At 44.8% G+C, this 22,292-nt stretch carries 19 protein-coding genes; 8 read left to right on the top strand and 11 right to left on the bottom strand.

Annotated features, from left to right (window positions below):
- Positions 1–75 precede the first annotated feature (75 nt).
- Both ACFO4L_RS09680 and ACFO4L_RS09675 read left to right on the top strand, forming a co-directional pair.
- Positions 76–951 (top strand): carbohydrate ABC transporter permease, encoded by an 876-nt coding sequence (locus ACFO4L_RS09680; RefSeq protein WP_377909469.1) that lies wholly within the window; start codon positions 76–78, stop codon positions 949–951.
- Positions 952–965: 14 nt separating this feature from the next.
- A complete protein-coding gene (locus ACFO4L_RS09675; RefSeq protein ID WP_377909468.1) occupies positions 966–1,775 on the top strand; it encodes a carbohydrate ABC transporter permease in 810 nt (269 codons plus the stop codon).
- A 42-nt stretch (positions 1,776–1,817) separates the two neighbouring features.
- Here the strand turns inward: ACFO4L_RS09675 and ACFO4L_RS09670 are convergent, their stop codons facing one another.
- The 8 genes from ACFO4L_RS09670 to ACFO4L_RS09635 form a co-directional block, all read right to left on the bottom strand.
- The gene (locus ACFO4L_RS09670; RefSeq protein WP_377909467.1) at positions 1,818–2,723 is read right to left on the bottom strand and encodes an AEC family transporter; all 906 of its coding nucleotides are present in this window, start codon (positions 2,721–2,723) and stop codon (positions 1,818–1,820) included.
- A 131-nt stretch (positions 2,724–2,854) separates the two neighbouring features.
- Entirely contained in the window at positions 2,855–4,288 is a 1,434-nt protein-coding gene (locus ACFO4L_RS09665; protein ID WP_377909466.1) for an aldehyde dehydrogenase family protein, read from the bottom strand.
- Between the two features lie 42 nt (positions 4,289–4,330).
- Positions 4,331–5,194: a class II fructose-bisphosphate aldolase gene (locus ACFO4L_RS09660; protein WP_377909465.1), complete on the bottom strand. Its 864-nt coding sequence runs from the start codon at positions 5,192–5,194 to the stop codon at positions 4,331–4,333.
- Between the two features lie 13 nt (positions 5,195–5,207).
- Positions 5,208–5,945, bottom strand: a complete 738-nt coding sequence (locus ACFO4L_RS09655; protein WP_377909464.1) for a GntR family transcriptional regulator — start codon at positions 5,943–5,945, stop codon at positions 5,208–5,210.
- Positions 5,942–7,087 carry a diphosphate--fructose-6-phosphate 1-phosphotransferase gene (locus tag ACFO4L_RS09650; RefSeq protein ID WP_377909463.1) on the bottom strand — a complete coding sequence of 382 codons (1,146 nt, stop codon included), beginning with the start codon at positions 7,085–7,087 and terminating at the stop codon, positions 5,942–5,944. Before ACFO4L_RS09650 ends, ACFO4L_RS09655 begins: the two co-directional genes overlap by 4 nt.
- Before the next feature lie 12 nt (positions 7,088–7,099).
- On the bottom strand, positions 7,100–8,431 hold the full coding sequence (gene sftI / locus ACFO4L_RS09645) for a sulfoquinovose isomerase (protein WP_377909462.1): 1,332 nt from the start codon (positions 8,429–8,431) through the stop codon (positions 7,100–7,102).
- Positions 8,424–10,463, bottom strand: a complete 2,040-nt coding sequence (locus ACFO4L_RS09640; protein WP_377909461.1) for an alpha-glucosidase — start codon at positions 10,461–10,463, stop codon at positions 8,424–8,426. Before ACFO4L_RS09640 ends, sftI begins: the two co-directional genes overlap by 8 nt.
- A 1-nt stretch (position 10,464) precedes the next feature.
- Positions 10,465–11,124: a DUF4867 family protein gene (locus tag ACFO4L_RS09635; RefSeq protein ID WP_377909460.1), complete on the bottom strand. Its 660-nt coding sequence runs from the start codon at positions 11,122–11,124 to the stop codon at positions 10,465–10,467.
- Between the two features lie 563 nt (positions 11,125–11,687).
- On the opposite strand from ACFO4L_RS09635, the gene ACFO4L_RS09630 reads away from it, so the two are divergent.
- The 5 genes from ACFO4L_RS09630 (at position 11,688) to ACFO4L_RS09610 (ending at position 19,029) form a co-directional block, all read left to right on the top strand.
- Positions 11,688–13,211 (top strand): sodium/proline symporter, encoded by a 1,524-nt coding sequence (locus tag ACFO4L_RS09630; protein ID WP_377909459.1) that lies wholly within the window; start codon positions 11,688–11,690, stop codon positions 13,209–13,211.
- A gap of 563 nt (positions 13,212–13,774) precedes the next feature.
- A complete protein-coding gene (locus tag ACFO4L_RS09625; RefSeq protein ID WP_377909458.1) occupies positions 13,775–15,976 on the top strand; it encodes an adhesive domain-containing protein in 2,202 nt (733 codons plus the stop codon).
- 67 nt (positions 15,977–16,043) lie between these two features.
- The gene (locus tag ACFO4L_RS09620) at positions 16,044–17,699 is read left to right on the top strand and encodes a hypothetical protein (RefSeq protein WP_377909457.1); all 1,656 of its coding nucleotides are present in this window, start codon (positions 16,044–16,046) and stop codon (positions 17,697–17,699) included.
- A complete protein-coding gene (locus ACFO4L_RS09615; RefSeq protein WP_377909456.1) occupies positions 17,696–18,544 on the top strand; it encodes a class D sortase in 849 nt (282 codons plus the stop codon). Before ACFO4L_RS09620 ends, ACFO4L_RS09615 begins: the two co-directional genes overlap by 4 nt.
- Before the next feature lie 83 nt (positions 18,545–18,627).
- Entirely contained in the window at positions 18,628–19,029 is a 402-nt protein-coding gene (locus ACFO4L_RS09610) for an Rrf2 family transcriptional regulator (protein WP_377909455.1), read from the top strand.
- A 92-nt stretch (positions 19,030–19,121) separates the two neighbouring features.
- Here the strand turns inward: ACFO4L_RS09610 and ACFO4L_RS09605 are convergent, their stop codons facing one another.
- Positions 19,122–19,781: a YusW family protein gene (locus ACFO4L_RS09605; protein ID WP_377909454.1), complete on the bottom strand. Its 660-nt coding sequence runs from the start codon at positions 19,779–19,781 to the stop codon at positions 19,122–19,124.
- A 265-nt stretch (positions 19,782–20,046) separates the two neighbouring features.
- On the opposite strand from ACFO4L_RS09605, the gene ACFO4L_RS09600 reads away from it, so the two are divergent.
- Positions 20,047–20,193 carry a hypothetical protein gene (locus tag ACFO4L_RS09600; protein ID WP_377909453.1) on the top strand — a complete coding sequence of 49 codons (147 nt, stop codon included), beginning with the start codon at positions 20,047–20,049 and terminating at the stop codon, positions 20,191–20,193.
- 131 nt (positions 20,194–20,324) lie between these two features.
- Here the strand turns inward: ACFO4L_RS09600 and ACFO4L_RS09595 are convergent, their stop codons facing one another.
- Positions 20,325–20,582, bottom strand: a complete 258-nt coding sequence (locus ACFO4L_RS09595) for a helix-turn-helix domain-containing protein (protein WP_377909452.1) — start codon at positions 20,580–20,582, stop codon at positions 20,325–20,327.
- A 301-nt stretch (positions 20,583–20,883) separates the two neighbouring features.
- Positions 20,884–22,292: AAA family ATPase (locus ACFO4L_RS09590; RefSeq protein ID WP_377909451.1), on the bottom strand; the 1,409-nt coding region annotated here is incomplete at its 5' end.

Here is a 22,292-nt window from a genome sequence, read left to right as displayed (position 1 = left end):
AGGGGGGAGCTACCTCCCTCCGTGTTCTTTACATAACTAGTGAAGCAGATTATTCATTAAAGGACTGATACTGCTATGAAAGCATCTAAAAACATTTTTCTGTTTCTCATACCCGGTTTCATTTTATACAGCATCTTTTTTATCTTCCCCACCTTAAGTGCGTTCTTCTATTCATTCACGAACTGGGATGGTATCTCAACAGATTTTGAGTTCATCGGTGTCGATAACTATATTCGAGCAGCGACTAATGATAGCATTTTCGCGCAATCGATTGGAAATAACCTCACTTTTATGATTTTCGTTGTCATTTTCCAGACGCTGTTTTCCTTAATCTTTGCGATCATTCTTATTAAGAATACGAAGTTTAATATTTTCGTACGAGCGTTGTTTTTCTTTCCAACTATCTTATCGTCTGTATCTGTTGCCTTTATCTGGTCTTTCGTTTATGACCCGTCAATGGGGCTTCTAAATTCACTGCTGGATGTAGTAGGCCTGCAGGCTCTTCAACAGAACTGGCTAGGAAATCAAAACATCGCTATCTATTCTCTTGCCTTTACACAGGTGTGGTTTCATACCGGTCAAATGCTTATTATTTTTGTTGCTGGTCTACATGCAATACCAAATGATCTTTACGAAGTAGCCAAAATTGAGGGCGCCTCCAAGTGGCAGACGTTCAAAAAAATTACGTGGCCGCTTTTAGCTCCATCCGCTACTATTGTTGTTGCTTACACGACGATCCAGTCCTTTAAAGCATTCGATTTAATTTTCGCAACGACGCGTGGCGGACCTAACCACTCAACAGAAATCATCGCTACCTATATCTATGAGGTCGCTTTCCGAAACTATAACTTTGGTTATGCTTCCGCGATCTCCGTTATATTCATGGTCATTATCGCCATTATTACGTTCCTTCAATTCAAGGTTCTGCGTTCAGATAAAGTTTCCTATTAAAAGGAGAGATGAACATGCTATTCCGGCGCTTTGCGGTTCTTATTTATGCACTGCTCATTATCGTTCCGCTCACGATGGTCGTCCTGACTTCCATGAAAACCATGAGCGAGACGTTTGAAAATCCATTAGGTCTGCCTGGAGACGGATTGAATATCACTAATTATATCGACATTTTTCAAAGTGAAACGATGGCAGGTTATTTTGTAAACAGTGTTATTGTTACCTTATTCTCCGTAACCTTTACTCTGTTTTTCTCCGCAATGATTGCTTTTGCGATCACCCGGATATCGAACTGGGTAGGCACGATTGTCTTCCTTCTATTTACATTAGGAATGATGGTTCCTGCTCAAGTTAACATGGTCCCGCTTTATAATGTCGTTCTTGAACTTGGATTAACCAATAGTTTACTTGGCTTAATTCTCGTCAATATATCTGTCACGATGCCTGTAGCAGTCTTTATATTAACCGGTTTTATGAAAACTCTTCCTAAAGAGCTTTTTGAGGCTTCTACGATTGATGGCGCAGGTGAATGGAAAATGTTTACGTCTGTCGTTATTCCATTATCGTTACCGTCCCTATCTGCGACGGCTATCTTTTTATTCGTCATGCATTGGAACGATTTATTGTATCCGCTGTTATTTATCACGGATAACTCCTATAAAACGCTCCCGTTGGCTCTTCTTGAATTCCAAGGGCAATATGCAACAAACTACCCGATGTTATTTACAGGGGTCATGATCGCTTCAGCTCCGATGGTGCTCGCTTATATCTTCCTGCAACGTTACTTTGTAGCTGGTATGACAGCAGGTGCAGTCAAAGGTTAACAAAAAAGGAGAAGGCCAGTCGGCCCTCTCCTTTTTTATTGTTCACGAAAGCAAAAACCACATCGTAATTGGCATCGATACAAGTGTTAACACCGTCGTAACTAATGTTGTAAGAGAGACGAATTCAGGCTCCGTTTTAAAGCGCAGCGCATAAAGAGTAATATTGGCAGAGGTTGGAGTTGCCGCCATTAAAATCATGACAAGCTTTGTCATTTCGTCTAGCGGCATAAACCAAACCAGCACGATCGCTAAAAGTGGCGAGATGAGGATCCTCACAACTACTGCTGAAACAATCATTTCATACTTTACTTTTTTAATGGTGACATTAGCGAGCTGCATCCCGAGAATAATCATGATGACTGGAATTGCCGCATCTGCTACTAAGCTAACGATGTTGGCGACTGCTCCTCCTAATGATAATGGAGAAACTTGTACGGTGATACCTAAAATAGCTGCATGTAAAATCGGCATTTTCAATACACTCATCATAGCTTTCCCTACCGATCCCCCGCCTTTTCCGCCTTTGGAAGCAATGAATATACCTACCGTACTCATCATAATTTGTTGTAAAACCATGAGAATGATTGCAATATCCATTCCGGCTGCGCCAAAGACAAATAATGCTAATGGAGCTCCATAATTCCCATTATTCATAAAAGATCCTGCAAGCATGACACCAGCGGTTTCACCTGGCTGCCAGTTTCGAAACGTCGCAAACATTCTGATTAAAACAAGCAATATTCCAGATAACAGCAGTGTATAAAGCAGAAGGTACATATACTCTTGTGACAATGTATTTGTATAAAATGTTCTAAATACCAAGAAAGGAGAAATCAAGTATAGGGCCATAGTCGACAATTGCCGCGTATCAAATGAAAATATTCTTTGTCCAATATAACCGATGGCGAAGATTACAAAAATCGGAAGTACTACTGTTAGAAATTCCATTCATTTTTCCTCTCTAATCTACTTTTAAAAAACGTAGGATCCTGTATCCTTATCTGTATTTTTGTACAGGAAAGGAGCATCTCGTATTGAAAATCGAGATGCTCCTGGCATGGAGCAGGCTTTGTATCCTGTTACTCTGCTGGCTGAAGGACAATCAATCGCTCATTCATCATTTCCTGCATGGCGTATTTAGGGCCTTCTTTTCCTTCTCCGCTTTCTTTCAATCCTCCATATGGCATATGATCAACTCGGTATCCTGACGTGTCATTGATGATCAGTCCGCCTACTTTGATTTCTTTAGCGGCCCTCATGATAAACGTAAGATCATTTGTGAATAAGCCTGCCTGCAGTCCATATTTTGATTGATTCACAAAATCAATTGCTTCTTCCTCTGTCTCGTACTCTAAAATAGATACAACTGGGCCAAAGACTTCTTCCTGACAAACCTTCGCATGCTGCGGAGGGTCAACAAGAACCGTCGGTTTCAGCAGATTTCCATCTGTTTCATTTCCAGTTAATACCTGGGCTCCCAGATCCACCGCCTCGGTGATCCATTGCTGAACCCGCTTTAGCGCTTCTTTACTGATCATCGGCCCCACTTGTGTTTCTTTCTCAAACGGATCACCTGTAACTAAAGCTTCCGTATAATGTTTCACTTCCTTTAAAAATGAAGCTTTTATTTCTTTATGAACAAAAACTCTCTGAACGGAAATACAAACCTGTCCGGCGTTATTAAACGATTTTTGTGCTACCTGCTCGGCTGCTTTTTTAATATCTGCATCTTTATGAACAATGACAGCTGAATTATTTCCAAGCTCGAGGCTTACTTTTTTATGCCCTGCTCGCTGTTTCAGCCAGAGTCCTACAGAAGGACTTCCTGTAAACGTAATCATTTGAATGCGTTCGCTTTCTGTCATCCACGTACCGATTTCTTTTCCTTTTCCTGTGATAACGTGAAGCCATCCTTCAGGCAGTCCAGCCTCTTTCAACAATTCAGCCAGCTTTAACGCACTCAGCGGCGTTACTTCCGCTGGTTTTAAAATGACGGCATTTCCAGATGCCAGCGCAGGTCCGAGCTTGTGACAAACAAGATTAAGCGGTACGTTAAACGGCGTAATCGCTCCAATCACCCCGACAGGTTCTTTGATGGTAAACGCCTGCCGATTCTCGCTGCCAGGTGCAGATTCTACAGGTACGACTTCGCCCTGGATTCGTTTCGCTTCTTCTGCAGATACTTCCAGCGTCAGCGCTGCCCTTCCGGCCTCTCCTGTTGCTTCTGAGATGGATTTACCAACTTCAGCAGCAATGATTTCACCGAACTGCTGCTGCCTATCTTTTAATAAATCAGCTGCTTTTTTTAAGATCTCATAGCGCTCATAAGTAGAAAGTAGATGACGTGATGCTTGAACCGCAGACTCCTCCATTTTCACATACTCCTCTTTCGTCGCTACGCTTACTTCAGCTATGACACTGTCTGTAAATTTATTCGTTACATTCATTCGATCGCTGCTTAGCTGATACTGATTGTCTATCCACTGACCATAGGTTTCATATGATACCGCCACAATACATCACCTCAAATTAATATTCATACCTACCTTTAATTTTTAAAATAAATCTGCTTTTCCCGCACTTCCAAACACGTCAATCTTCTCCATTACTTTAGCCTTCATTTGATCTTTGCCTGCACCGAGTGAGTGAGCTAAATGATACTCTTCGGGATTATTCGCTAAGCATTCCTTCATTCCTTCTGTAAATGCTACCCGTAATTCTGTATCAACATTGATTTTAGCTATACCTAATGAAATTGCTTTTTGTACATCTTCATCCGGAACATCGGATCCACCATGCATGACGATCGGTTGATTCAATGCTTCAGATATTTCCTGAATCCGGTCAAAGGCCAATTCGGGCTCCTGCTTGTAGATTCCGTGAGCCGTTCCAATCGATACAGCCAAATAATCTACCCCGCTGTCCTGGGCAAAGGAAACCGCTTCTTCTTTTGTCGTAATTTGCGCGTCTTTTTCATCAACCGTAATATCATCTTCTGTTCCGCCTATTTTACCAATTTCACCTTCGCTTCCTATTCCAAGATGTTTGGCGGCTTCTGCTACGAGCTTGGTTTTTGCTACATTATCGTCTATTGATAATGCAGAGCCATCAAACATCACAGACTGAAATCCCAGCTGAATGGCACGCATCGCCTGAGCCACATCGCGACAATGATCAAGGTGGATAGCCACTGGCACAGTAATGTCTTTCATGTATACATCAATTAACGCTTTCATTGGTTCAAGACCAACATTTTGAATGACTTTCTGACCAACCTGAATCATAATTGGCGCTTGCTTCTCTTCAGCGGCTGCCAATATCCCTTGTATAGTTTCCGCATTATGAGCGCTGAATGCTCCTACTCCAAAACCTTCTTGGTAAGCTTTTGTCAGCATGTCTTTACCAGAAACGTATGGCATGCTAATTCCTCCTCTATCGTTCGAGATCGATATCGTACTGGTACTGATCTCCGCGGTATTTGGTTTTCGTATACTCTATTGGCTTATCATTTACTCCAAAGCTTAATCGTGTCATTTCCAACAATGCTTCGCCGCCTCTAATCCCTAAATAATCTGCTTCCAACAAAGTAGCATTGATCGCTTTAATCTGTTCTGAAGCCCGTTTCAGCCAAATGTTTTGCTGCTCTAAAATATGATAGTATTTTGCTTCATCAAGGTTCTCATTGATTAATAGTTTTCCGATCTCTTCCGGCCATACAGTCCGTTCAAGCGCGACAGGTGTTTCGTCGGCAAATCGGATCCGCTCCACTAAAAGCACTTTCTCATGTGGTTGCAGCATCAAAACCGTCTTTTCTTGATATAAATCTTCTCTGAATTCTGCTCGCAGCGTTTTAGAACGAGGGACTCTTCCGCTCTCAATTACTTCTTCTGCGAATCCCTTCAAGCGCCCAAGACTCCCCTGAAGACGTTGCGGTTTTACGACGGTGCCTCTGCCTTGCTTTTTTTCAAGAAGCCCGTTTTGAACCAGAATTTGAATTGCCTGCCGAATGGTCGTTCTGCTTACTCCGAACTCATCCATCAGTTCCTGTTCAGTAGGAATCAGTTTATTAGGCTGCCAATGCTGATCCTGAATCCTCGCAATTAATATATCTTTTATTTGTAAATAAAGAGATCCTTTTGAATGGTCTAAGAATTGTGCTTGTTTTTTCATAAGATCATGCTTCTTCCTGAATGCTTAGAAACAGCAGGCTCCGGGATGTCAATAATGCCTTGCAGCCACTTATTGTAATGCTGTCGCTCGTTTATATAATAATCAGGAAGAAAGCGTTCACCTCCATCGTATACAATATGCAGTGGTACTTGTGTGACCTCTGCCTTATAACCTATTGTATCACGACGTTGGAGGCCAATCATAAATCCGCTTTCATTCCCTTTTACAAGTTCTGCTGCTCTGTGTCCTACCAGCACGGCTTCTGCTTCGTCTACTTTTGACACTGCGGGCCTGTAACAGCGTTGATTCATGCCAAGCAATTCTGCACGCGCTGTCAGCTGAAGCTTCTCTTTGACCGCACCTTCAATCTGCTTTGAGACACCTCCTAAAATCGTTCTGCCTCTGGAGTTTGATAAAGAAGTTTGATTATTATTCAGGCTCACACCCTCACTTATGACGATTAAACAGTAGCCCTTTGCCCGATAAGCTCTTGCAACATCCTTCATAATAAGATCAATAGAATATTCATGTTCAGGTACGTAAATATAATCAGGTCCTTGGCTTTCAGTGCTCAGGTATCCTGCCGCTGAAGCTAACCATCCAACATTGCGCCCCATCGTTTCGAGAATCCTGACCTGCTCAAAATTACGCATCGCTTTCAAATCCAGCTCTGAAAAGTGGGTACTCTGGGCAACATATTTGGCTGCACTTGCAAATCCCGGGGCATGGTCAATTCCGGCTATATCATTATCCACTGTTTTAGGTATACCAATAACGTTCAGAGGATATCCTTGAGCCTCTGCTTGCTGCTGCAAGCTATGAAGTGCGCTCATCGTGCCATTTCCACCTATAAAAACAAGAACGTCTATTTTACGTCTTATTAAGTGTGACAGAGCGCGTTTTATTTGCTCATGAGTAAAAGAGAACCTTCCTGAACCGAGTAATGCCCCCGGCTCTTGTTTGCGCATCTGTATATGCTTCTGTTCCTCTTCACCCATTTGAATCATGTGATCATCTGCCAATCCTTCATATCCGTTTACGATTAAATAAAGATCTCCGGGAGAGAATTCCGAAATGAAGGCGGACAGACTTTGATTAATAACGGAGGTGGGTCCTCCTGCCTGACCTACCGCTACCCTCATACCAACTCCCCCTTAGGCTTCAATTTCAACAATTGGTAGATTTAACAATCTGCCAATTTCTTTGATTTCGTTTGTAACGTCTGCATGAACGAGAGCGTAATGGGGTTCAAAACCTTCTTCCATCAGCGTCTGCATCACCTGTTGCACGGGTTGTTTTACTGCCACTTCGACTGTTGTGCCATCAAAGCGCTGCGGCACATCTAGTGCCTCTCCTTTAAACACAAGCAGCCGGTAACCTTCCGGGGTATGCCCAACCCTGAATAACGTGACTTCTCCAGCTTTTAAACCAAATTCCATCGTCAAGCCGAGTTTACGGTTAGGGTGAACGCCAGGCTGAGCTCCTGTTGCTTCTCTGGCCAATGAATAAGCTCCTGCTCCGCAATGCCAGAAAACAAGCGCATTATTTTCTTCATTGATATGAACCATATCGCCTAAATATGGTGCTTTACCACCTGAGAGACGATTTAAAATGAACATGGAGAGTGATCCATGTATATCAGATTCACAAGCAGAAACCATACTCTCATCCGTTAAATGAGAGAGCGTAGAACAGGCAGCCGCCCCAAGTTCATTAAAGAAATCAGGCCAGCACCGAATCGCCAGTGCCGATAGGTCTTTTTCTCCGATATAATCACGCATCGCTGCTGTGAATTGAGCAAATCGCTTAACCGTTTCATCATTTCGGTTAAGACTCATAATGTTTTTTTCAGCTATATCTACCTCCGGCTTCCACTTTTCCTCTGGCATCTCTTTGGCTCGGGAAAAGGCTTCATATAAATCTACCTTTGTAATCTCTGCTCCAAATACAGCTTGAAGCTGTTTCGTTTCTGTTCCTGAAAAATAAAATCCGGGTGGGTGTTCTCCCACCACACCGATATTCAACTTCTTCATTTCTCGTACCGTATTCATCACCCTAAGCAGGCCCGTCAGCCTTTCTATCGTCGCTTCTTCATCCGGATTTCCAAATAAAAAACTATATGAGTGATTGTTGCTGCGCAGAACGTGGGAGGTGCTGTTCCCACCAGTTAAGGAGTTCAGCTGAAGTCGCCCTCCTACTGCAGGTTCTCTTACGGACCATACAATGACAGGTGCATTGAATTGATCAATCGCAGCCTGGATAAACTCTCCGTCTGCAAACGTTAGACTTTGATAGACAATAAGGTCGATTTCCGTCTCCTGATTATTTAGAAATACCTCAAGCTCATCTGGTGAGGTGACTAATTCACCTGGCGTTAACACGTGTACAGATTGCCGCAGAAGATCCTCACTTTCAATCCGAAGCTGATCTGCAGCTTCTGTATTAAAGGTCTTTCTGGCGATTGGCAGATAAAGTACGTTAAGCATCTGATCGGCCTCCATTCATCTTTACTTGTGCAATTTGCTGAAATAGTTCTTCGTGTTCAGAGCCTCGTCTGTAAAATACCGGCGGCTCGCCGAGAGGAGCAGAGACAGTAATCCATCCTCCTCTAAATTCTTTTTCACTCCACACATGCACCCAGTTATCTTCAGGTAAGTAGACCTCACGGGTTTCCGCTTCTTTATCAATAACCGGCGCCACCAGCATGTCTTTTCCGAACAAATACTGATATTGAATGTCGTGAGCCGTCTCATCCTCCTCATAGTGTACAAAGAGCGGCCGTTGTACCGGCAGTCCAGCTTCCGTATTTTCTTTTACAAGTGATTTAATATATGGCTTCAGATGTGTGTAGATGCTTGTAAATGCACCAAAAAAGTCCAAGGTTTCTTCGTCTCCATCGAACTGAAAACAATCATCCGGCCGATTTCCTTCATGAGTCCGCATCACAGGTGTGAAGGCCGCCATTTCTACCCAGCGTAATAACAGTTCTTTTTCGCGCTTATTTCCATGAAGGCTGGTGTAACCTCCAATATCACTATGATGCAACCCGCATCCGCTCATTCCTGAAGACAGGGCCGCTGGAATGACGGAAGCAAGCCCATCATCCTTCTCCCATATCACACTTTGGTCGCCTCCCCAAAGCAGTGGACAGGCTTCCTGAATACCTGTATAGCCAGCCCGCATAAAGTATACGATCTCATCTTGTTTACCCGCCTCATGGATCGCATCCCGATTCACTTCTCCCCAACGGACTGGCCAGGCGTTATGTTCTTTCATAGCTGAGGCTTCATTGTGCAGTACCACATCTGTCGGTAAATATTCTCCGAAATCAGCCATCCAGCCATCTAATCCGAAATCGATTAAATTTTCTTTGATGACCGTTTTATACCATTCAGTTGCCTCTGGGTTTGTAAAGTCGACGACCCCGCAGTAAAATTCGCCGAAGTCTACCACGTACGTGGACCCATCTTTTTGCTTCGCCAAATAGTTCTGCTCTTCTGCCTCTTTGAAAAGGTGTCCTTCCACAGCAACATATGGATTAATGTATCCTAAGAAGCGAATTCCTTTCTCTTTCCACTCCCATATCTTTTTATCCAAACCAGGATACATCTCTTCATTCCAAATCCAGTTCCACATTAGACGCTTTCCAAAGGAAGTCACTCGTTTTCCTTGCCAATCCTGACACCATACTCCCCCCACTTTGATACCGTGGCGCTCTGCTTTTTGTAACTTCCTTTCAACGACGTCTGTGCCCCCTTGAATCCCTAACCAAATTCCGTTATAAGTCCAATCCGGCAGCTCTGGCTGTGTTCCAAAACGCTCTTTTATTTTTCTCAACAGCTCTGCATATGTATCTCCAGCAATCAATTCAATCGATTCTGGAATTTCCCAACAATGAAGCTCATGAAAATCATCATTTGAAAAGTCAAAGTCTGCGTAAGCTATCGTATTCATATGGGCAATGTATTTATCTGACGAGACAAATGTCGGCTGAGGATAATTCGTATTGTAGTAATCTCCACCTGCTTTGTCCTTCACGTCTGCCTGCCATGTCGTATACGTGTTTTTATTTCTTCCTACACCTGGTTCCGAGGTCCATAAAGGAAAGTTTTGTCCTTTCATATTAAAGTAGGAGAGTTGTTCTCCTCCCCCGTATACCTTTTCCTCTGCAGATGACTGCAACCGCACCCAGATCCGATTATGATTACGCTTACAATTAAATGTAATCTGAACACGGTCTTCTTTTTTCAGAACTTGCAAAGTTAGTACTTCCTCGTGCCCGTCTGAAAAGGAAGCATCAAGTCCAGCCTCTGTTTTCTCAACAGAAACAAGTTTTAACGGCGTCCGCTCGGTTACATAATCATCAATTTGAAAATTGCCCCGATACATGTCAACTGATTCTGTTCCTTTTCCTATATACAAAAAAGGGTTCTCCGTTGAATGCTTGATTACTTCTTTCCCATTCAGCCTTATCGCAAACGAATTTTCATCTGTTACAAGTTTTACGGCTTCTGCCATGCTAACGCCTCCATTTAACGTGCGTATTTTCACCGTTTAAGCCAGCCCATGCCCCTTGATCAATCAACTTCTTCCGCTCCGGGTGAGCTAGTAACCATTTGTTCTTTTTAAATAAGCGCTTGTCTTTTTTAATTAAAGCATGATTTGTTAACTCTTCATTTGTTCCTTTTGGGAGGATCACGAGACATTTAAAGCCTTCATTAGAGACCGCCATTGGTGCAAAATGTAGTGTTTCAGCAAAGACTTCGAATGCTTCACCCTTCTTGATATAGAAAAACTCTGCATCATCTGTCGAAAACGACTCTTTCATTTGATTTAGCTTTCCCAAACATAAAATCAAATCCGTAGCAGCAGCATTGATTTCACTTGACTTATGAAATTCCATTGCGTTGATCGCTGACGTGTAGCCATTACAGTAGCCAGACTGAAGCTCCATCTCACCAAATACGAAAGCTGCTTCCTCCATCGAATTTTGATCATTCTCGAGCGTTTCATCAGAAGCTACATACATGTTTTCTTCTATGGGCATCTTGGTTTCCTCCAGTATTTTAATGGAAGAAGCGAATTTCTGTGAATCCAGTACGTTACCGTATTTCTTAAACGCCTCTGAATGAATGGATTGAAACGATTTATTCTCACTTGATAATTGAACGTCTTTCAAACGAACACCACCTTTTAGATACCTTTTATTAAACATCATAACCTTTTATGATCTCATTATAGGTTAATTTGATATAGGTTACAAGACCATACTCAAAAAAGTCTGACTTTTTCGTTTGTAAGTATTGGTAATTACGCTGAACGACAGCAATCGCTTCTCTTTCTAATCCTTCCACTCCTATTTAAATATATTTTTACAAAGAGCTCTCCTTTTTCCAAACTCTGTTTTGCACATAAAATAGATCTCTGGTGCTAAATGAATTACTCACTTGAGTCATAATTTTTTGAAGCTATAATGTCAAAAATAAAATTAGAACCTCCCTAAGCACTCTCGATGCACCTTAATTTGAATTCCTGCTTTGTCTCAATAATTACAACTTATTGATTCTTCCATATAATTACTTTAATGTATATTGTATGCGTTTACAGCAAGGGAGGGATTACAGATGACGTTTGGCATATGGTTCGGCTTAGTGATTGTACCGGCAGCTATTTTACTTTTGGGTTTCGTTTGTTACACCATAACCGGCAAACAAGAAAAGCAGCAGTGAGGAGGGATTAGTCGTGGATATTACAGCACATCCAGTTACTGTAAGTGTTCTGATCGCGTACCTGGTTTTACTTGTCGTCATCGGTGTGATCAGCTCGCGCAAAAGCTCCGGCGGGTTAACGGCCTTTTTTCTGGCAGGACGCGGATTAAATAAATGGACCGTTGCATTTTCAGCTGTTAGTTCCGGACGCAGCTCCTGGCTTATTTTAGGGGTAACGGGAACAGCGTATTTAACAGGGTTGGATGCCGTGTGGGCAGTCGCTGGATACATAACCGTCGAAGTGTTTATGTTTTTCTTTGTCGCAAGGAGGTTTCGAACGTTTAGTGAAAAAACCGGAAGCATCACGATTCCCGATATCTTTGAAAGCCGCCTTGGCGATCCTTGGAAGATTATGCGTCTGATCAGCGCCTCTATCATTTTGTTCTTTATGGTTGCCTATGTTGGCAGTCAGCTCGTCGGTGGTGCTACTGCGTTCTCCGGCAGCCTGGGCATCTCTCAGACGCAAGGTATGTGGATGACAGCAGCCATTATCTTTTTATACACCATTCTCGGCGGGTTTCACGCCGTTAGTAAAACGGACGTTCTGCAAATTTTATTCATGTTTTTCTCGCTCATTATTCTGCCGGTCGTCGCACTGATTCAGCTAGGCGGCTTCGGTCCAGTTCTTGACGTGATGCAGGCCGAGGGCGGCGGCTTTACTTCTCCATTTGCTTTTGCATTCGGGGCAGTGATTGGCTTGTTAGGGATTGGGTTTGGCAGCCCTGGTAACCCGCACATTGTCGTACGATACATGAGCTTGAAGAATGTTCACGAAATGCGGCAGGCTGCTCTTATCGCTACGATTTGGAATGTCATTATGGGCTGGGGAGCGATTCTTGTCGGATTGATTGGACGCGTCTATTTTCCTGCTCCCGACATGTTGCCCAACGGCAATAACGAACAAATCTTTACGTCACTCGGTGCAGAAGTGATGAACCCGTTTTTTGCCGGGATTTTACTCGTTGCGGTTCTCGCTGCCATTATGAGCAGTGCAGACAGCCAGCTGCTCGTCGGCTCAAGCGCTGTCCTTCGCGACATGCTTGATAAAGTCATTGCAAAAAATAAAGACTTATCTCAACGGCGCTTAGTTCTCTACAGCCGGTTAACGATTGTCATGGTTATGGGGCTCTCGATCTGGCTTGCTGCAACGGCGGAACAGTTTGTATTTTGGATGGTTCTCTTTGCATTCGGCGGTCTTGGTGCCTGCTTCGGACCTTCTCTTATACTCGCGTTTTATTGGAAGGGTCTCACTCGTAAAGGCGTGATTGCCGGTATGATTTCAGGACTCTTAACTGTCATTATGGTAGCCGAACAGCCTGAATGGTCCTATGCGTTTATCGATGTAGAAGCTTTCCTGACGACTTACTTCTTTGGAATCACCTATGAAGCGGTGCCAGGATTTATCATCGGTTTCCTCTTTACAGTGGGAGTAAGTCTTGCAACGAAAAAGCCGGAAGGTGCTTCTGAAATGATCGATGATATGGATCGTGCCGTATAAATTAGACAAAATAATCTAGTTAGTAAGAACCCAGTCAGGAGAATTTTCTCTTAAACTGGCTTTTTTGTCTGCAAAAATGAGTGAACATTGTCAAATGCCTCTTCATCCGATTATTACGCCTCACCCTAAATTAAGTCAAAAGGTGTATAAATTGAACTGATCCAATCCATCCTCTCAAACGTATGCTATTACTTTTTGCTTAGACCATAAATGATTACATCACACTTTCATCCATATATGCGATATAACAATTTCTTGTTCATTAAAATGAATAAAAACGTTACGAAAGACATAATTTTATCTAAATTTATTATATTGATATCATTCATTTTTTATACTTTTTAAATTTGAAAATTCTGTCATGTCAACTTCCATTCACTGTAATGTACGAAACCTTCGTCATTATTCGTCAAATTTACTTTATGACGGTATATATTTATGTAATTGTTACCATAATATGTACATTTCATAAGGTATAATTAAAGTAATTAGGGTGCTAACCTTAAAACGGAACCTGTTCATTCTACCGAACAAACAGGTTACTACGTTTTAGGAGGGACCCTATGAGAAAGCGTTTCGTGCACGAATCAGAACGAATGCAGATCAAGAATGTCCAGAAAAAACGTCGTAAACAAACAGTCCTTGCTGCTTGTGTCGCTTCAGCTATGTTTTTAGCTCCCGTACTCCCAGGAGCGACAGTGTTAAGCAGTTCCCCGTTAGGTTCTGTTTTAACCAATCCGGAAGCCTCCATTGCCGAGGCAGCCAGTTTAGCAGAAGTCCAGTTACTAACAGACGTCGCCATTTCAGCAGAGTTATCAGAGAACGAGTCTACATATGATTTAGACTTATCTCTCACTGGAACAGGCTTGGCTGATGCCGAAGTGCTTTCACCAGATCGAGTGGTTGTCTTTAGTGCTGATGAGCTCGGCGGTCTTATTCAAACTGCCGGTCCTGCGGATGTTCGCGTTGAATTGACAGCGATCACTCTAGATGACCTCCCTGCTCTTCAAACGGAATTGAATGCGTTAACTGGTGATTTGACATCACTCGTATCAGGTTTAACAAGCGATTTGGATACATTGCTTGGAATAATTGACATCGTAAATATCGATGGTCTAGAAGAGCTAGGGAATGCTGTCGATGCGTTAAACAATCTCGAGGCCTCTTTATCGACTCTTACGGCATACGAAGATTCCATTGACGTAGAGGTAACCCCTGAAGGTGCGATTATCGTTGATTTCTCAGACGGTTTAGGGAATCACTTAGAAGGAGTTGTCACGGATGTTGTTAATCAAGCGCTTCAAGATGTCGTAGATGCACTAAATAATTTAGAGCTAGTTGTCAGCGATGACATTCCAGGGGAATTAGATTTTCTAGTAGACCCTCTTCTTTCGTCTGTAAATACTCTTCTAGATACTGCAACAGATCTTTCATCAGAATTGACGTCTCTGATAGGAGATATCAGCGACGGCACGCTTGATTTATCAAATGACCTTGCAGGAGTTCAAGCTATTGGAAATACAACAGTCGATGTTCCGGTCGTTCTAGACAATCCAACAGGTCTCGATGGTGAGGTTGAAATCTTTGGGGCTGGTGTCAGCACGTCAACCATCAGTGCGGAGCTGCTTAGTAGTTTAACCGATTCCGATATCATCGTATTTGATGAGGACGACGACAGCGACGCCGACTCTGATGCCGATGCTGATGCTGATGCTGACGCTGATGCCGACGCTGATGCTGATGCCGACGCTGACGCTGATGCTGATGCCGACGCCGACTCTGATGCGGATGCCGATGCTGACGCCGATGCCGACGCTGATGCCGACGCCGATGCTGATGCCGACGCTGATGCCGACGCCGACGCTGACGCCGATGCCGACGCCGATGCCGACGCTGATGCTGATGCTGACGCTGATGCTGATGCTGATGCCGACGCTGACGCTGATGCTGATGCCGACGCCGATGCTGATGCTGACGCTGATGCCGACGCTGACGCTGATGCCGACGCTGACGCTGATGCCGACGCTGATGCCGATGCTGATGCCGATGCTGATGCTGATGCCGACGCTGATGCTGATGCTGATGCCGATGCTGATGCCGACGCTGATGCCGATGCTGATGCCGACGCCGATGCTGATGCCGACGCCGATGCTGATGCCGATGCCGATGCCGATGCCGACGCCGATGCCGATGCCGATGCCGACGCTGATGCCGACGCTGATGCCGACGCTGATGCCGACGCTGACGCTGATGCCGATGCCGACGCTGATGCCGACGCTGATGCCGATGCCGACGCTGACGCTGACGCTGATGCTGATGCCGATGCCGACGCTGACGCCGATGCTGACGAAGAGGATGAGGTTATGGTCCCTGCGCCGGATAACGTCGCCATTGATGGTACCGGTACGACGGTTACCGGAGACGGCAGCTTTGGTCTGGATGCGGTTGTGACGGATTCGAAAGGCGATGTGCTTGGTTCAAGCGCAGTGTCGTCCGACGGATCCTTCAGCGTCAGCCTCTCTCCTGCTCAAACGATGGGACAAACATTGTTTGTCTATCAGGAAGATGAGGATGGCAATCAGTCTGATGCTGTGGAAATCACCGCTCCAAATCTAACATCTGCTGAAGAGGAGACGGAAACCGTACCTGGCGGCGAAACGCTCCCACGAACAGCTACCACAATGTGGGCTTATGGACTTGCCGGCATTGCAGCTCTTTTAGCAGGAGCAGGCACGATGGTAGCAAGACGTTTTAGACGATCATAATGAACAACGGGCGCTCGTCACCGGGCGCCCGCCCTACATAATCGAACAACCAAAAGGAGATGAGCGGATGAGCATCCATAATTGGTTCACAAGCGCGTTCACGCAGCTACAGCAGGACACCGAAACCTCGTTCCCGCTGCGAGGCAGACTGGTATTCTTTTTATCCATTGGCTATGCCGATCAGCGGGCATCTGTCATTCCCTTTCGCAGTGCGTCGTGGAAAGCAGCGAAGCGGGACATAGAAGCATACCTGACGTCGAGCATGGCGGATAAGCCTGTCTCCATCAAGGTGGACGTCGTGACGAACGTGGAACCAATTGATGGCGCAGCCTTCCTAACACTCCTTACGAAAACAAAGAAAAACTACATGCGACGCGGCATTTCCTTTGATGCTGACTTTCACCATGCGTTTATGGAGCAGGAAGTTCTCGGCAATGCCTTTATCCGTTTCAGCAAACACCATAACCGTGCTTACATTGCCGAGCAGAACGTGCATCACTATATCAACAAGCACCGTCCCGAAACAAAGCCGCTTGACTTTCAAAACGTGCATGCCGTCTACCTGTTCGATACACAAGGCGTGTTTTGCGACGAGCACGGTCCGGTTACCTTGTTAACGGGAGCTTACGATAACGGACGCCGCAACGAGCGATTGACAGAAAAAAGCGTAGAGCAGCTAGTCCAGACTGGCCAGCAAAAGCTATGTGAGATGCTGCAGGAGAGCGGCGAGTTTCAATACGGCATGTTCGCCCCCTTCTCTACACCAATCAACCACTACAACATGCTGCGCCACGCAAGCTCTCTCTATGCACTCGCCGAATCGTGTGAGGTGCATCGAGATCCAGAGGCCTTAAACGCCGTTAAACGCGGACTCGATTTTCTGCTTCAGGAGCGAACTGTCTCGCATCCGCACGGGCTATTTGTTCGCGACGGTACAAATCCAGACACGTATGAGTATAAGCTCGGAACGAATGCCGCTGCGGTGTTGGCACTTACAAAATATGTTGAGGTAGCCGGCATAAAAGGAAACGACGGTTACGTAGAGGCGGCCCAGAAGCTCGCGATGGCGATGGAGTTCTTTCAGCTGCCGGATGGAAGCTTTCAGCACGTGTTCGAACACGAAACCTTCGAGCTTAAAGAAGCGTTTCGCATCGTGTATTACGAAGGAGAAGCGGCCTTTGCCTGGATGCGCCTGTATCAGCTCGACCAGGACGATCGCTGGCTGAACAACGTGAGAAGCGCCTTTGATCATTTTATTGCCAACGATTATTGGAAGCACCATGACCACTGGCTCAGCTATTGCACGAACGAGCTCGTCAAAATCGTACCGGATCGCGGCTACCTCAAGTTCGGCTTACAAAACGCAGCTGGAAAACTGGATTTTATGTATGAGCGGAAAACGACCTATCCAACCTTTTTAGAGCTTCTGCTCGCGACAAACGAGCTGATCCAGCGCGTAAAAGAAAGCGAGCACCCTGATTTGCTGGAGCAGATTGATGAGGATGCCGTCATTCAAACCATTCACCACCGGGCTGACTATCAGCGTAACGGCTATTTTTATCCAGAAATCGCCATGTATATGAAGCATCCAGATACGCTCACCGGCGGCTTTTTTATCCGACACCATTCGTTTCGAATGCGGATCGATGACATTGAACACTACATTTCCGGCTACTGCGGTTACATCAACATACTAAAACGAGCCGGCGTGGTGATCTCATGAAGTGGCTTAGTATCAGTCTCATGACCATCGGGCTCGTGTTGCTTGGCGTGTTCGGCTTTCAGTATTTCCATTCCGAACAGGCGCAGGAAGCCTCCATGTCGGAAGCATTGGAACGGATTGAGCAAGGCCAAGATGCAGCACCGGCCGAAAACAGAAGTACAGAAGATGAGACCTCCTTTTTAACGTCTTCTGTGACCAACGCGCTTACTGATATCACGTCAGCCCTCCTTTCTGCGATCTCTCACAATGAAGAAGAGGAAACCGAGCAGGCAGCTAACAGTGAAACCGATGATTCCGTCTCCGCTAATGAATCGAATAACTCGCAGCAGGCTGAAGCTGCGACACACGCATCCGGCTCGGAAGACGCTTCCAACTCGGAGGAAAAGGAGGAGGTTGTTGAGAACAGTACCCACGCAAATGAAACGAGCGTAGCGTCCTCGTTTCAAGCTCATGAAAATGAATCGTTTGCTGTTCTCGATATACCAAAGCTTGGCCGCTCCCTTCCGATCATTGAAGGAACAGACGCCGACAGCTTAGCGAAAGGCGTCGGGCGGGTCGCATCAACCGCCTACCCGGGTGAAGGGGAACAAATTGTACTCTCCGGGCACCGGGATACCGTTTTCCGTGACTTTGGTCAGCTGGAAATCGGCGATCGCTTTATCGTCACGACTCCTTACGGGGAGTTTGAATACGAGATGCGCGAAACGGAGATTGTAGATGAAGATGATACGTCCGTCATTCGGGAGATGGGCGAAGAAGTGCTCGTCGTCAGCACGTGCTACCCGTTCCATCTCGTAGGCACTGCTCCGGAGCGATATGTGATTTATGCGTACCCGGTTTCGTAAAAGAGAAGTCCGTTCATTTCCTTATTACTGCTACGTTGACGTTCGAAGTGAAATCAACTAATAGAAAGTGGAGGCGATGACTCATGCAGGTGACCCAATTTACTGATGTAGCCTTGAAAATCCTGCTTTATTCTGCGGAACACCATACGAAAAAAGTGACGTCCAGTGAAGTAGCCGATCATCACCAGCTAGCTGTCTCCCATGTTCGTAAAGCAATTCACCACCTGCAGCAGCTTTCCTATATTCGTACGTACCGGGGAAAGACCGGCGGCATCATTCTCACGTCGAAAGCATGGGAATCGACGATTGGTGACATTGTCCGGGACATGGAACCGGTGCGTGAGATCGATATGTACATTCCTCCTCACGCCGATCAGGACCGCGAGCTGCAGCTGTTAATGTACCGGGGGATTCAACGATTTTATCGCTATTTGGATAACTATACGCTGGAGGATGTCACGCGTGAAAAGAGTACGCTTGTTTAAGCTTTTTACTCTCCATTCGCTCTTATATGGAACGGTCCATTATCACATACAAAAGTCCGGCATAGGGGGAAATGCCGGACTGCTTCATGTGATTACTCGTTGTTATCCTCGGTATCAAATCCATCATCGTTTTCGTCATTACCTTCGCCGTCATTTTCTGCTTGCCAGCTCCACTCGGTCGCATCCTCATGCTCTGGGAAATCAATGGTCAGGTCATAGCTTTCAATGTCCTCTTCGCTAAAGTCAAATGTATCCGCTACGGCTGTCAGTACTTCCTCTTCGTCACTCGCAGCGTCAATCATGAAGTCTGATAAATAAGCCTCCATTTCTTCGACTGCTTCTTCGCCTTCCAGCTCAAGATCGTCACCAGAAACGGTTGCATCCGGTGTGTCATCTTCATTTTCTGCCGGCGTGTACGTGAAGGTCCACTGACTGTCGTCTACGAGCGTTACATTCAGATCAAAATCCTCTACATCCTGATCCATCACAGCTTCGCTCTCTTCTTCGTCCATGTCATTATTCAACTCGTTTGTTTCATCATCGTTCGTTTCCAGGTCATCATTGTTGTTCATCTCGTTGTCATCTTCATTATTGTCGGCCATATCGACTTCAGGTTCTTCGTTTACTTCTTCTTGGCTGTTTTCTCCTCCAAGGTTATTTCCGTTATTTGCTTCGTCATTCTCTCCAGCGTTACAAGCTGCCAGGGTAAGTAATGCAGCCGTCGTCGTCATACTAATCGTGAATTTTTTCATGATATCCCTTCCTTCGCTGCTAATTGTCGTTTCTAAATGGCGATTTCGCTGCCAACGTAAGCACTCTCTACCCTTCACCGGAAACCATTAAAACATTTCAGGTAAAAAACAAACGTTAGCAACCCCCGCGGGCTACTTCCGTCCTACGAGCAGCATAAAAAAGAGCATGCAGCTACACGCTCTTTTTAACTCGTTATATAAACATCCATCTATTGCAAGTGTGGAAAATCTTCATTTGGCCCTCAAAAAGCAAGAGATTTAGCCGGTGGAGAGTATCACTTTGACTGTTGGTTCCGGTATTTATCGACCAGAAGAAATCAAATATGGCTTTACCGAAGCGACGGAACAGTTGCAGAAGATCGGGATCGATCGCTTTGCCATTGTTCACGAAGAAGCCTATTTCCTGTCGTGACTTCAACATCTGACAAGTTAGTCCTACTTCTTTAACAAGTCAATACACGAAACGAAACCGGGCCCTTAGTAAAAGGACCCGGTTTTATTCATTGATTCAATTATCATTCATTCTCCGTACTTTCCTGATTATCAGCAGGGACAAAGGGATGCCTCTCCTCCTTGCGCCGTGTCGGCCTCGTCTTCTTCAATTCGTGAAACAACTTCCTCCAACGGCACTTGCAGGACTGCTGCTATGCGGCTTGCTACTTTAATAGAAGGATTTTTGCGGTATCCCCGCTCTAAGTAATTCAAATACGATTTGGAGATCCCACATCGATTTGCCATCTCTTCGAGTGAAAGCTTTCTATTTTGTCTCCCCTGTAAAATTAATTCCGCCAAACGATTCATATGACCCACCTCTCGAAAGTATAGCGCAATGTCCCGATTGCGCTATCATAAACGTTCCGTATACATCTTGATTTAAAGTTCACCTTTTTTCTATTTTTTGGTACTAAAGGTAATAAGATTTAAGGCAAATATTATTATAGCAAGTAGATGCCTACTTTAGCAAGACAAAAAGAACTATATTAAGTAATAATATGTAAAGTAATTTGAGACTCATTTGAGATTTCAGCTTATCGACTCACCTTTTAGGCTTTAACGCAAAAAGAAGCAGACAGAATCATCTTCTGTCTACTTCTAGCCCCTCCTATGGCAAGTGTTGCACATGGATGACTTGCTGATCTAGCATCTGACGCTCTGTTTGTGTTTTACTCGCTATTGCCAAGTCATGTTTTTTAAATGCCTGACTCATGATATTTTGTACGAATCCAGCGTTTCCGAATGTACGATCTCGAACGCTGTAATGCTTGTGAAAGATCGTATAAAGGCTTTCTTCAGCTTCCTTCGCGATCGTATAACCATGTTCTTTTGCAATCAGTTTTGCAATGCGCAATAGCTCATCCGGGCTGTAGTCAGGAAAGTCGAAGGTCTGGTTAAATCGTCTTGGTAACCCTGCATTTGCCTGTAGAAACTGATCCATTTCTTCCCTATACCCGGCAACAATCACGATCATGCTCCCCCTGGCTTCTTCCATGTAAGTGAGTAACGTTTCTATTGCTTTGTGGCCAATATCGTCGATCCCATATTGTGTTAACTGATAGGCTTCATCGATAAAGAGCATTCCACCATGTGCGGCTTCAATTGCTTCTTTCGTTCTCTTTTCTGTCTCACCTTGGTATGAACTGACGAGCTTATCTCTGTTCACTTCAATTATATGTCCCCCCTCTAATATACCGAGCGCCTGATAAATTCGAGCCAGCAGACGTGCTACGATCGTTTTTCCTGTCCCTGGACTGCCCTTTAACACGATATGAGGGTGAAGCATCGCCACGTTTTTTCGTTCTTCTTTGTAGTACCGGGTTAAGGTAACTACCTGTTCAATCTCTTGTTTTAACTCCGTTAACCCAATTAGCTTATGTAGCTCGGTTAAGGCTTGTTGAAGTTCCTTTTCCTGAACCGGAACTTCAAAAATAGTATGCCTCTCCGAGCGACACGCTTGTTGAATATCCTCTTTTACTATTGTTGTGATCGCTTCGGCCGTCCATTCATGATCCGGCTGAGACATCATGCGCTGCCCCTGGGCTTTTAGAATCATTTGAACAAGATTGCGAACTGTACGAGCATTCCCATAATGACGATCCCGTTTGCGCCACCGGTCTGTCAATTCACCAAAGAAACATTCGGACGCTTCTTTCGTTAAACTCCGCCTCTTTTTCGCAAGCATTGCCTCTCCGATAAGCAGCAATTCATCTGGATCGTAGTCTGGCAGTGTAATATGGTGGTCAAATCTGCTGTTTAAGCCAGGGTTCGCTTTTAGAAAGGCATCCATTTCTTGTTCATAGCCTGCGGCAATAACTATGAACTCTCCTTTTCGATTCTCCATTTCCTGCATGATATACGTAATCGCATCATTACCAAAATCTCGATCATTATCTTCTCGATACAAGTCGTACGCTTCATCTATAAATAAAATGCCTCCACTTGCTTCCGGGGCCACTGAAAATCTAGCGATTTTTCGTTTCGTATCGCAGAATCTCATATGAAAACCGCCCGTTT

Origin of the sequence: Bacillus daqingensis (assembly GCF_042654445.1) — a bacterium.
GTDB classification, from domain to species: Bacteria; Bacillota; Bacilli; order Bacillales; family Salisediminibacteriaceae; genus Alkalicoccus; species Alkalicoccus luteus.
Note: the sequence above shows the minus strand (reverse complement) of the source record. Positions and strands in the feature narration are given on the sequence as shown.